Here is a 12011-nt window from a genome sequence, read left to right on the forward strand (position 1 = left end):
AGGCTACCGGGCTAGCGTCCGGTGAGGGACCAGGCGTCTTCGGAACCGTCCTCGTCATCGCCATGCCCGCCTGGAGCGGAATCCGAGCCGTCGTAATACTCGACGTTCTGCTTCCTGTTGTCCAGGTCGGCGGCCACCAGGTCCTCGGCGTAGCCGCCCTGGGCGATGTTGGCATTGGCGTTGTCGCTGAGCGCGGCCGTCTGCGAATCGGCAGCGGCGGGTGCCTCCTGGCCCTTCATGGCGGCCAGGACGGCAGCGAGGTCGTCCGGCTTGACCAGCACATCGCGCGCCTTGGAGCCCTCGGAGGGTCCCACCACCCCGCGTGATTCGAGCAGGTCCATGAGGCGTCCGGCCTTGGCGAACCCTACGCGGAGCTTGCGCTGGAGCATCGAGGTGGACCCGAACTGCGTGGTCACCACCAGTTCCGTCGCCTGCAGCAGGACCTCGAGGTCGTCCCCGATGTCGTCGTCGATCTGCTTCTTGGGGGCCTCCGCGGCGACGTCGTCGCGGTAGGTCGCCTGGAGCTGCCCCTTGACGTGCTCCACCACCTTGTGGATCTCCGACTCGGTGACCCAGGCGCCCTGGACGCGCATGGCCTTGGACGCGCCCATGGGCAGGAAGAGCGCATCGCCCTGGCCGATGAGCTTTTCCGCGCCGGGCTGGTCCAGCACCACGCGGGAGTCGGTGACGGAGGACGTGGCAAAGGCCATGCGGGAGGGCACGTTGGCCTTGATGAGGCCGGTGACCACGTCCACGGAGGGACGCTGGGTGGCCAGGACCAGGTGGATGCCGGCGGCGCGGGCGAGCTGGGTGATGCGGACGATCGAATCTTCGACGTCGCGCGGTGCCACCATCATGAGGTCCGCGAGTTCGTCGACGATCACCAGGAGGTACGGGTAGGGCCGGATGACGCGCTTGGAATCCACGGGCGGCTGGACCTTGCCGGCCCGCACGGCCTTGTTGAAGTCGTCAATGTGCTTGAAGCCGTAGTTGGCGAGGTCGTCGTAGCGGGCGTCCATTTCCCGCACCACCCACTGCAGGGCTTCGGCAGCTTTTTTGGGGTTGGTGATGATGGGCGTGATCAGGTGCGGGACGCCTTCGTAGGCAGTGAGTTCCACGCGTTTCGGGTCCACCATCACCATGCGCACTTCGTCCGGGGTGGCACGCATGAGGATGGAGGTGATCATGGAGTTCACGAAGGATGACTTGCCGGCGCCCGTTGCACCGGCCACCAGGAGGTGCGGCATCTTGGCCAGGTTGGCCACCACGTAGCCGCCCTCCACGTCCTTCCCCACGCCCATGACCATGGGGTGGTCCGTGCGCCGCGCGTTCTGGCTGCGCAGTACATCGCCCAGGGAAACGGTCTCACGGTCGGTATTGGGGATCTCGATGCCGATGGCGGACTTGCCTGGGATGGGGCTGAGGATGCGGACGTCGCTGGAGGCCACGGCGTAGGAGATGTTCTTGGACAGCGCGGTGACGCGCTCCACCTTGGTGCCGGGCGAGAGCTCGATCTCGTAGCGGGTGACAGTGGGCCCGCGGCTGAAGCCGGTCACGGTGGCATCGACGTTGAACTGGGTCAGGGTGTCGGTCAGGGCGGCGACGACGGCGTCATTGGCTTCGGTGCGCTCCTTCGGGATGGAGCCAGGGGTCAGGTAGTCCGAGGCAGGCAGGGTGTACGTGACGTCGCCGGCGAGCGAGAGCTGCTCGGTCCGCTGCGGGATGGGAACGGGCGGCGGGGCGGGCGCCACCGGGTTGGAGGGAACGGTGGGCGCAGCGGCGCCTGGTTTGCCCGGGGCAGCGGCGCCGGGGATGACGAGCGGGATGGCCTCGGTGGCGTTCTCGGGCGGCGATGCCTGCGGGGCGGGGCCCAGGCCCTGGGCCGCCTTGATCTTTTCGACGGCGATCTCGGCCTGGGTGGGCCGCCGCACGCCGGGAGCGGGCCGCGCAGGTTCGCGCTCGTCGTCGTCAATGACGGCGTGCTCGAAGGCTTCATCGCCCACGTAGCCCTCAAGGCCGGCCTCGGACTCCCCGTTCTTGCCAAAGAGCTTGCGCTTCTTCTTTTTCGGTGCGGCGGGGGCCGGGCGTTCGAGGTAGCTGCGGTCGTGGGCGTCCCCGGAGTGCTCCTGGTCCATCAGGTCGATGCCCATGAGGTGCTCGTAGGCTCCGCGGAGGCGGCGCGGGATGGCGGTGAACGGGGTGGCCGTGATGATCAGCAGTGAAATGAAGGCGAGCAGGCCGTAGAGGCCCGCGGGCACGGCGGGATGGATGGCGGCCAGCGGCGCGGCGGCCAGGAAGCCGAGCATGCCGCCGGCTTTGCGGAGGCCGTCGAAGCCGTCGGCGACAGTGGGCTGGCCACCCAGGATGTGCGCCAGGCCGCAGCCGGCGAACGTCATGATCAGGAAGCCGATGCCCACCCTGTTGTTGCCCCGGCCGTCGGAAGGCTGCCGGAACAGCCGGAAGGCGCAGACGAAAAGCATGAGCGGGAGCAGCAGGGAAATCCAGCCGAAGGTGCCGTTCACCACGGCGTAGACGGCGTCGGGGAACCACCCCGTCAGCCCCCACCAGGCGAAAGTGGCGATGAAGATGCCCAGCGCCAGGTTGAACAGGGCGGCACCATCGCGGCGATCCTCGGCGGGGAGGTCGCTGACGTCATGGCCGATGCGGCGCACTCCCCCGCCCACCAGGTGGCCCACCCCCAGCCATGCTCCGCCCACCACGCGCAGCAGCCAGGGCTGGTGGTGTTCGACGGCGGGAAGCTGGCGGGTACGTGCGGTGCTGGACGAACCGCCGCGTGCTGCCTTGCTGGCGGTGGAACCGGTTCCGCGGCCTGTGGAACTGCCCGCTTTGCTGCCGGAGCTGCCCCTGCCGGTACCTTTGGGCGCGGAAGTAGTACGTGTGGCCATGGTAGCCACGCTACCGGAAGCATGCTGTGAATCCGGGGATATCGGGGCCGGGCACATCCCCGGCACCTGCCCTTAAATACCTCCGGCCCGCACCCCTGCCTGAAGCGGGGAGTGCGGGCCGGCGCCTGCGGCAGAGGCCGTCAGGCCTCGAGCACCACCGGAATGATCATGGGCTTGCGGCGCAGCTTCCGGTTGACCCACGTGCCCACAACCCGGCGCACCACTTGCTGGAGCTGGTGGCTCGTGTGGTCGGCGTGGTTTTGGACCGCTTCCTCCAGGGCCGCGTTGATCTTGGGGATGATGTCGTCGAAGACCGAATCGTCCTCGGCTACACCGCGGGCATGGATCTCCGGACCGGACACCACCTTGCCGGTGGCACGGTGGACGACCGTGATGATGGAGATGAAGCCTTCGTCACCCAGGATCCGGCGGTCCTTGAGGTCTGCGTCGGTGATCTCGCCCACGCTGGAACCGTCCACGTAGACGAAGCCCACTTCAACCTGGCCCACGATGTCCGCCTGGTGGTCGCGCAGGTCGATGACGGTACCGTTGTCCGCGAGGATGACGCTGGCATCCGGTACGCCGGACTCGATGGCGATCTTGCCGTTGGCGATCAGGTGGCGGGTTTCGCCGTGCACGGGCATGGCGTTGAGCGGCTCAAGGATGTTGTAGCAGTAGAGCAGCTCGCCCGCAGCGGCATGGCCGGACACATGGACCTTCGCGTTGCCCTTATGGATGACGTCGGCACCGAGCTTGAGGAGCCCGTTGATGATCCGGAACACGGCGTTTTCGTTGCCCGGGATGAGGCTGGAGGCCAGGATGACGGTATCGCCGTCGCCCACCACCACCCGGTGGTCCCCGTTTGCCATCCGGGACAGCGCCGCCATGGGCTCGCCCTGGGAACCGGTGGACATGAGCACCACGCGGTTGTCCGGAAGGTTATCGATGTTCTTGATATCGACGATCAGCCCGGCGGGAACGTCCAGGTAGCCCAGTTTCTCGGCGATGGCCATGTTGCGGACCATGGAGCGGCCCACGAAGGCCACCTTGCGGTTGTGCTTGGCTGCGGCGTCCAGGACCTGCTGCACGCGGTGGACGTGGGAGGAAAAGGACGCCACGATGATGCGCTTGGTGGCCTGGCCAAAAAGCCGTTCCAGCGTGGGGCCGATTTCCTTCTCGGCCGTGGTGAATCCGGGGACGTCGGCGTTGGTGGAGTCGGACATGAAGAGGTCCACGCCCTCTTCGCCCAGCTTGGCGAAGTGCCGCAGGTCGGTGATGCGGCCGTCCAGGGGGAGCTGGTCCATCTTGAAGTCGCCGGTGTGCAGGACGGTGCCGCCCGCGGTGCGGATGAACACGGCCAAGGCGTCCGGGATGGAGTGGTTGACCGCCACAAACTCGCATTCGAAGGGCCCGAACTTCTCCACCTGGCCCTCTTCCACTGTCAGGGTGTAGGGCCGGATGCGGTGCTCCTGCAGTTTCGCCTCGATCAGGGCGAGGGTCAGCTGCGATCCCACCAGGGGGATGTCGTTGCGCAGGCGCAGGAGGTACGGCACAGCACCGATGTGGTCCTCGTGGCCGTGCGTGAGGATCACGGCAACGACGTCGTCAAGGCGGTCTTCGATGTAGGAGAAGTCCGGCAGGATCAGGTCAACGCCGGGCTGGGTTTCCTCGGGAAAGAGGACGCCGCAGTCCACGATCAGCAGTTTGCCGTCGATTTCGAACACGGCCATGTTCCGGCCGATCTCCCCCAGTCCGCCAAGCGGAACGATCCGCAGCGTGCCCTGGGGCAGGCGCGGCGGGGTGACGAGGCCGGTAAGGGCAGTTTGGGTCATAGTGCACTTCTTTCCAGGCGGAAGGGTGCCGGTCTTAGCCTCAGGAGAAGACCAGCCCCGCTTCCGCCAAATCCCCGCGGATGGTTTCGATCTCGGTTTCGTCCGGCTCCACGAGGGGCAAACGGACAATCGAGTTGGGCAGGACTCCCTGCCATTTAAGAATCTGTTTGGCCGCTACGGCCCCCTGGACACGGGTCATCGTTGCGCGGACCACCGGCTGCAGCTCGAAGTTGATCTTGCGGGCAGTGCCAAGGTCGTTGGCGTTGACGGCGTCAATGAGTTCGCGGAAGCGGCGGGTGGCCACGTGCGTGGTGACACCCACCAGGCCGACGGCGCCCAGCGCCATCCAGGGAAGGGTCAGTCCGTCATCGCCCGAGTAGAAGAGGAGGTCGGTTTCCGCCATGACACGGGTAGCTGCGGTGAAATCGGCCTTGGCGTCCTTGACGGCGACGATGTTGGGGTGCTGGGCCAGGCGGATCATGGTGTCCGGCTCGATGGGGATGGATGACCGGCCGGGAATGTCGTACAGCATGACGGGGACGTCCACGGCGGAGGCGATGGTCTCGAAGTGGGCGCGGACACCGGCCTGGCTGGGCTTGTTGTAGTAAGGGGTCACCAGGAGGAGTCCGTCGACGCCGAGGGCAGCAGCCTGCTGGGAGAGGTGGACTGAGTGCGCCGTGTCATTGGTGCCGGTACCGGCAATGATGGCCGCCCGGCCGCCTACGGCGTCCTTCACGGCGCGGAACATGCCGAGGTTTTCTTCGTCCGTGAGTGTGGACGTTTCGCCGGTGGTGCCGGTCACCACCAGGCCGTCGCAGCCGTCGTCGACCAGCTTGCTGGCCAGCGCTGCCGCCTGGTCGTAATCCACGGCGCCGTCCTTGGTGAACGGCGTGACCATGGCGGTCAGGAGGGTACCGAGGGCAGGGATGTGCGCGGAAGAATCAGCCATGGAAAAAACGTTACCCTGTCCCCCGCGGGTTAGGACAATGCCACGGGCGTGACAAGCGTCAAATACGTCGCTGCCCGGGCCGCGGCGCATCTGCTCCGGCATGGCAATAGCGGCCGACGGCGGCCTGCCGGAGGTCCTCAGCCCAGGAAGCGAGCCGTTGGGCAGCCCGCACGTAGTGGAACAGCTCCGTGGGCGTCAGGGCGTCGATATCCGTTTCCGCCAGCCGGCGGGCCAGCTCCGCCCCCTCCGGCTGCGCAGCCAGGCTGACGCCTTCGCGTTCCCACGTGACGTCCTCGGCCGGGCGCCCGGAGACCAGTTGGCGGAACAGGTAGTCCACTACTCCCGGGCTCAGCGCTTTCAGCGGCCCGCCCCCGGCGTCCGCACCTCCAGGCGGCGGGCCTGCCGGACGGGAACCTGCCGACTTGCTCCTGGGCTGCGGGTTTCCCGATAGCAGGCTTCCTGGCCGCGCAGTGGTTCCTGGCTGGACAGTGGCTGGCTGCACAGCGGCTGGGGGCTGCACAGTTGCCGAGGGCTGGCGTTCCCGCCCCTGCGGTGCGGGGGCTCCGAATGATCGCATCTCCATGGCAGCCATATTATTCGAACATATATTCGAATACAAGGGTTGGCCGGCGGAGGTGCCTCGCCTTGACAAGCCAGCCCGCGAGGCCATGTGAGACGATCTGGTCGTGACGTCCCGAACCCCGGCCACCCGGTCCCGGAAGACCCCAAACCGGCAGGAACCGGGGCGCCTTCGGGGCATCGATGCCGCCCGGGGCCTGGCATTACTCGGGATGATGGCAACCCACCTGCTGCCGACGTTCGAATCAAATGCCGATCTCACGCCAACCTGGATAGGCCTCACGTTCTCCGGGCGGGCGGCCGCCCTCTTCGCCGTCCTTGCCGGTGTGGGACTTGCCCTGTCCACTGGAAAGGACAAGCCGCTGGAAGGCGCCGAACTCTCCGCGGCACGGCGCGGCGTGGCGCTGCGCGCCCTGGTGATTGCCGCCGTCGGGTTTACCCTGGGCGGCCTGGAAGTGAACGTGGCCATTATCCTGGTCCACTACGCGGTGCTGTTCCTTTGCATCCTCCCCTTCCTGGGATTGGGAGCGAAGCGGCTGTGGGCGTGGGCGGCCGGGTGGATTTTAGCGTCTCCCCTCCTGGCGTACCTGCTGCGGCCTTGGCTCCTTGCCCCGGAACCGCCGCTCAAGCTGGGCCACAATCCGGGCTGGGAGGACCTCGGAACGCCTGCCCGGTTGCTCGCCGATGTGTTCCTCACGGGCTACTACCCCGTCCTGCAGTGGCTTTCGTATTTGCTGGTGGGGCTGGCAATCGGCCGCCTGGTCCTCGCCAAAGCCCTGGTTCCCGTGCTGCTGGTGGCGGGCGGAACCGTGGTGGCCGTTGCGGCGAAGACCTTGGGTGTGGCGGCCATGGAGGATTGGGGCGGCCGGGCGGCGCTGGAGAAGGTGCTCAATTCGCCGGGTTACCCGCTGGGCAGTGTGCTGCAGGTGAACCTCACAGGGATCCCGCAGGAAGGCTCGTGGTGGTGGCTGGCGTCGGCCGCACCGCACTCGGGCACCCCGCTTGACCTGCTGCACACGTCGGGAGTGGCGGCGGCTGTCATTGGTGCCTGCCTGCTCCTGGGGCGCCTCGCCGAATGGGTGGACCTGGACCTGCTGCTGCCGCTGCGGGGGGCCGGTGCCATGACGCTGACCCTGTACACCGTCCACGTCTGGGTGGTCTCCGGCTTCTACCTGAAACCCCTGCCGGGAGGCTGGACCGAGGACGGGATGTACTTTGTCCAGGCGGCCACTGCCATCACTGTCGGCATTGTGTTCGCACGGCTGCAGTGGCGCGGCCCGCTGGAATGGGCAGCCCATGCGGCGAGCCTGGTGGGGCGCGGGGGCTTCAAAGCCGTGCCCTGACCTGCCGGTTTCACAGCAAATCAAACAGGAATCCGCCGCGTTGCCACAGGACGGCGCCACGGGTTCCGTTCTGACCGGCTATTGCGGGGTCAGGGTGAATGTGGCGGCTTTGTCGCCGTAGTCATCGTTCACAACCACCTGCACCGGGCCCTTCTTGCCTATGGCGCGCAGGAATCGGCAGCCTCATGCTTTTCCCCAAAGCTAAAGAGTGTTTACTAAGCCAACCTACCGAGGGCAGCAGTTCATCAGCGGGTCCGTAATGGGACGCGGCAGCGGGCGCTAGGACGCCGTGGTGAAGAGCCTGACGGCGTCGCGCATGGATGCGCGCGCACGTTTGCGGTCGCCGGCGGCGTCGTAGGCGCAGCTCAGCCGGAACCAGGAACGCCAGTCGCCGGGAGCGGCCTCGGCTTCGGCACGGTACTTTTCGAACTCCGCGTCCGCCGCGGCCCGGACAATCCGGCCGCCGGGCGTGCGTGGCAGCTCATCCACCGGTAGCCCCCCTTCGGCCTCCAGGAGCTTGGCCATCTGTTCGGTGCGGGCACCGAACATCAGTTCGCGGATGAGGGCCCATGCCCCGACGATGGGCAGCACCAGGTAGGCGGCGCCAATGGCCTTGGCTGTCAGGTTGCTGTCCGCCAGGAGCAGGAGGGAACGCTGGAAGGACACCACCAGGTAGAAGACCAGCAGGAGCGTAACCGCCCCCACCCAGATCTTGGTGCGGTTCTTCCGGAAGCCGGCGGCCAATCCGTTCATCGCCTAGAGCCCCATGTCCAGGTAACCGTCCAGGCCGACGGTCAGGCCCGGGTGCGCCGCGACATTGCGCACGCCCAGGAGTACGCCGGGCATGAACGACGCGCGGTCGAAGGAGTCATGGCGGAGGGTCAGCTGCTCACCGGGACCGCCAAGGAGCACTTCTTGGTGTGCCACGAGGCCGCGGAGCCGGACGCTGTGCACCCGGATGCCGTCCACCTCGCAGCCGCGTGCGCCCGCGAGTTCGCTGGTGGTGGCATCCGGGCTGGGCGGAACCTGCGCGGCGTTTCGTTCCCCGGCTATGAGCTGTGCGGTGCGGACCGCGGTGCCGGACGGAGCATCCACCTTGTCCGGGTGGTGCAGCTCGATGATCTCCACCGATTCGAAGTACTTGGACGCTTTCGCGGCGAAGGCAGACGCGAGCACCGAACCCAGCGCGAAGTTCGGTGCGATGAGGACGCCCGTGTCCGGGTGCCCTGCCAGCAGGGACTCCAGCGCGGACAGGCGCCCCGCGTCCCAGCCCGTGGTGCCAACTACCGCATGGATCCCATGCTCGACGGCGAAGCGGACGTTCGCTTCGGTGCTTTCAGGAACCGTCAGGTCCACCAGGCACTGGGCACCTGAGGATGCCAGCTGCTCCAGCGAGTCACCCCGTCCCAGGGCTGCAACGAGCTTCATGTCGGGTGCTGCCTCAATGGCCTTTGCGGCCTCGGCACCCATGCGGCCATTGGCACCAAGGACGGCCACCAGCTTGGGAACGGAGTGTTGTTCGGTCATGGCGTTAACCCTACCGGCGGGACGGTTGGCGCTGGAACCGGGCTGCGTGCGTTACCTCGCAGCTTGGGGCCAGTCGGAGCAATGTTGGGTGCCGGACGGGCAGCCGCCCGGGCCGCTGCAGCATCAGCTGCCGGCGCCGACCCATTCCACGGTGCCGTCGGAGAAGAACTGTTCCTTCCAGATGGGCACCTGTTCCTTGATCCGGTCCACCAGTTCCGAGCAGACGGCGAATGCCTGGCCGCGGTGCGCCGCGGAGACCGCGCACACCAGCGCCGGATCCCCGATCTCCAGCATCCCGATCCGGTGCGCAGCCCAGATGCGGACCGGCTGCCTCTGCGCACCACCGGAGGTGCCCCCGGCGGCGTCATCCCCCGCAGCGTCTTGCTCGGCAACCAACTGCGCCACGACGTCGGCCATCACCTGGTGTGCTGTGGGGTGCGCGCTGTAGCTGAGGCGCTCGACGGCCTTGCCGCCGTCGTGGTTGCGCACCACCCCGCTGAAGCTGACCACGGCGCCGGCGGTGTCGCTTTCCACCGCCGCGATGGCCTGGTCCACGGAAATGGGGTCCGCGCTGAGGACCGCCCGCACTACCTCGAATGCTTCAGTGCCCATGTCCGCCTTCCAGTTGGTCGCAGAGGTGCCCGATCACGGGGTCCAGGACGCTCAGCCCATCCATGACCCCCTTGGGTGACCCGGGCAGGTTCACGATAAAGGTCTGCCCCGCGGCTCCGGCGTAGCCCCGGCTCAGGGCGGCGAGCGGAGTTTTGGCAGCGCCGGCCCGCCTGATGGCCTCCATGATCCCCGGGATCTCCCTGTCCAGCAGCGGCAGGGTGACGTCCGGCGTCTGGTCGTCCGGGCTCAGGCCCGTACCGCCGCTGGTAATCACGACGGCGGGGCGCTGGGTGAGGAGCGCCCGGATGGCAGCCCCCACGGGCCCGCCGTCAGGGACCACCATGGGCGGGAACACGTCGAAGCCGTGCTCGGTAAGCCAATCGGTGATCACGGGACCGGTTTCGTCGTCGTAGATGCCGGCGGCGGCGCGGGTGGAGGCGATCACGACGCCGGCCTTCCGCCCCTGCACGTCGCCGTGCCGGTGGGGTTCGGGGACGTTGAGGATGCTTGGGGTGGTCACAGTGCCCAGTCTCCGCTCTTGCCGCCGCTCTTGGCCAGCACTTTGATGTCCGTCAGGACTGCGTGCTTGTCCACCGCCTTGATCATGTCGTAGACGCTGAGGGCTGCCACGGAGGCGGCCGTCAGGGCCTCCATTTCCACTCCGGTGACGCCCCGGGTCTTGACGGTGGAGCTGATGGTCACGGCGGCCGCGCCCAGTTCGAAATCGACGGTGACCTTTGACAGCGGCAACGGATGGCAGAGCGGAATCAGGTCCGGCGTCCTCTTGGCGGCCATGATGCCCGCCACACGGGCGACGGCGAGCGCGTCCCCCTTGGGCAGTCCGCCGGTACCCAGGAGCTGCATGACTTCGGTGGTGGTCCGGACTGTGGCCGTTGCCGTGGCCTCACGGGTGGTCTCGGCCTTGCCGGAGACATCCACCATCTGGGCGCTGCCGTCCTGGCGCAGGTGCGTCAGTGCGGGGGTCTGTTCTGCGTTCACAGCATCCATACTTCCACCTCGTGGCCGGCGGCGAGTTCCGTTACGCCGGCAGGGACGTGGACCAGGACGTTCGAGCCCGCCAGGGCGTGCATCAAATGCGAGCTCTCGCCACCCTCCAGCCGCACCGTCCCGTCCGGCTGCAGGCTTCCGCGCCGGACCTGATGCTTGCGCCCGGGGGACGTCAGCGGCTGGCCCAGGCGGGCACGCAGCGGCAGCCGGGGCGCCGGCGCCCCCAGCAATGCTGACAGGGCGGGGCGGAGGAACATCTCGAAGGACACCAGGCAGCTGACCGGATTGCCGGGAAACCCAAGGAAGGGGACGCCGTCGAACGTCCCTATTCCCTGCGGGCCACCCGGCTGCATGGCCACGTGCAGGAATTCGACGGGCTGGTCCGCCATGGCCTGCCGCACCACCTCGTAGGCCCCCTTGCTGACCCCGCCGGTGGTGACGATCAAGTCGGCGCCCTGGCTTTGGGCGCGCAGCAGGTCCTGGAGTTCCGCCGGGTTGTCATTGGCGATTCCGGCGCGGCGGACGCTGAGGCCTGCCTGCTTCATGGCGGTTTCCAGGAGCGTGCCATTGGAGTCGTAGATCCTGCCCGGAGTCAGTGTCCCCCCGGGTTCAACCACCTCGTCCCCCGTGGTGACGAGCAGGACGGTCACGGCCTTGTGCACCGCCACCTCCGGAATACCCAGGGCGGCAAGCAGCCCCAACTGGGCCGGGCCCAGGCAGGTTCCGGCGGCAAGGGCCCGCTCCCCCGCCGCGATGTCGCTGCCGGCAATGCGCACGTACGTTCCGGGCGCGGTGGCAGGCAGCCGCACTGTGCCTCCGTGACCAGGCGCCAGGAAGTGGTCAGGCACCGCCTTTTCAATGGGGACGACGGCGTCAGCCCCCGCCGGCACCATGGCACCGGTCATGATGGGCGCCGCGGTCCCCGGCTCGAGTGCCTGCGGGCTTGACCCGGCGGGAACCGGCGGCATGATGCGCAGGTCCGTGCCGCCGTCGTCAATGTCAGCGGAACGGACCGCATAGCCGTCCATCTGGGAATTGGCGAAAGGGGGAAGGCTGAGCGGCGCGGCGACATCGTGCACCAGGCCTCGGCCCAGCGCCCGGCTGAGCGGCAGGGTCTCTTCGCGGTCCGCGGAACGGAGCGGCCGGAGGAGTTCCGCGACGGCGGCGGCATGGCCGGCGACGGACCGCGCGTTCTCCGCTCCGTGCTGGGCATGGCCGTGCGGGGGGTGGCTGGTCATGGGTACGCCTTTGGTCG

Annotated in this window: 11 protein-coding genes; 1 reads left to right on the forward strand and 10 read right to left on the reverse strand. The window is 67.8% G+C overall.

Features of this window, described 5'->3' with window-relative positions; all coding sequences use genetic code 11:
* Nucleotides 1-11: 11 nt before the first annotated feature.
* The 4 genes from IEW19_RS00230 to IEW19_RS00245 form a co-directional block, all read right to left on the reverse strand.
* The gene (locus IEW19_RS00230) at nucleotides 12-2906 is read right to left on the reverse strand and encodes an FtsK/SpoIIIE family DNA translocase (RefSeq protein WP_188569694.1); all 2895 of its coding nucleotides are present in this window, start codon (nucleotides 2904-2906) and stop codon (nucleotides 12-14) included.
* Between the two features lie 140 nt (nucleotides 2907-3046).
* Complete coding sequence (locus IEW19_RS00235) at nucleotides 3047-4738, reverse strand: ribonuclease J (RefSeq protein WP_018771601.1); 1692 nt, start codon at nucleotides 4736-4738, stop codon at nucleotides 3047-3049.
* Nucleotides 4739-4778: 40 nt separating this feature from the next.
* On the reverse strand, nucleotides 4779-5687 hold the full coding sequence (gene dapA / locus IEW19_RS00240) for a 4-hydroxy-tetrahydrodipicolinate synthase (RefSeq protein ID WP_141160967.1): 909 nt from the start codon (nucleotides 5685-5687) through the stop codon (nucleotides 4779-4781).
* Nucleotides 5688-5745: 58 nt separating this feature from the next.
* Nucleotides 5746-6024 (reverse strand): hypothetical protein, encoded by a 279-nt coding sequence (locus IEW19_RS00245; protein ID WP_229748221.1) that lies wholly within the window; start codon nucleotides 6022-6024, stop codon nucleotides 5746-5748.
* Nucleotides 6025-6373: 349 nt separating this feature from the next.
* Between IEW19_RS00245 and IEW19_RS00250 the strand changes: the two genes are divergently transcribed.
* Complete coding sequence (locus IEW19_RS00250; protein WP_188569695.1) at nucleotides 6374-7609, forward strand: heparan-alpha-glucosaminide N-acetyltransferase domain-containing protein; 1236 nt, start codon at nucleotides 6374-6376, stop codon at nucleotides 7607-7609.
* Nucleotides 7610-7888: 279 nt separating this feature from the next.
* Here the strand turns inward: IEW19_RS00250 and IEW19_RS00255 are convergent, their stop codons facing one another.
* From IEW19_RS00255 to IEW19_RS00280, 6 genes are all read right to left on the reverse strand, one after another.
* Complete coding sequence (locus IEW19_RS00255) at nucleotides 7889-8362, reverse strand: hypothetical protein (protein WP_188569696.1); 474 nt, start codon at nucleotides 8360-8362, stop codon at nucleotides 7889-7891.
* 3 nt (nucleotides 8363-8365) lie between these two features.
* Nucleotides 8366-9136, reverse strand: coding sequence for a 4-hydroxy-tetrahydrodipicolinate reductase (gene dapB, locus IEW19_RS00260; RefSeq protein WP_188569697.1), 771 nt, complete (start codon nucleotides 9134-9136; stop codon nucleotides 8366-8368).
* Between the two features lie 123 nt (nucleotides 9137-9259).
* A complete protein-coding gene (locus IEW19_RS00265; protein ID WP_188569698.1) occupies nucleotides 9260-9748 on the reverse strand; it encodes a molybdenum cofactor biosynthesis protein MoaE in 489 nt (162 codons plus the stop codon).
* A complete protein-coding gene (locus tag IEW19_RS00270) occupies nucleotides 9738-10268 on the reverse strand; it encodes a MogA/MoaB family molybdenum cofactor biosynthesis protein (RefSeq protein WP_188569699.1) in 531 nt (176 codons plus the stop codon). Before IEW19_RS00270 ends, IEW19_RS00265 begins: the two co-directional genes overlap by 11 nt.
* Entirely contained in the window at nucleotides 10265-10756 is a 492-nt protein-coding gene (gene moaC / locus IEW19_RS00275) for a cyclic pyranopterin monophosphate synthase MoaC (protein ID WP_188569700.1), read from the reverse strand. The genes IEW19_RS00270 and moaC overlap by 4 nt, the downstream gene beginning before the upstream one ends.
* Nucleotides 10744-11994 carry a molybdopterin molybdotransferase MoeA gene (locus tag IEW19_RS00280; protein WP_188569701.1) on the reverse strand — a complete coding sequence of 417 codons (1251 nt, stop codon included), beginning with the start codon at nucleotides 11992-11994 and terminating at the stop codon, nucleotides 10744-10746. The genes moaC and IEW19_RS00280 overlap by 13 nt, the downstream gene beginning before the upstream one ends.
* Nucleotides 11995-12011 lie beyond the last annotated feature (17 nt).

The sequence above is a fragment of the Arthrobacter liuii genome (genome assembly GCF_014639275.1).
GTDB classification, from domain to species: Bacteria; Actinomycetota; Actinomycetes; order Actinomycetales; family Micrococcaceae; genus Arthrobacter; species Arthrobacter liuii.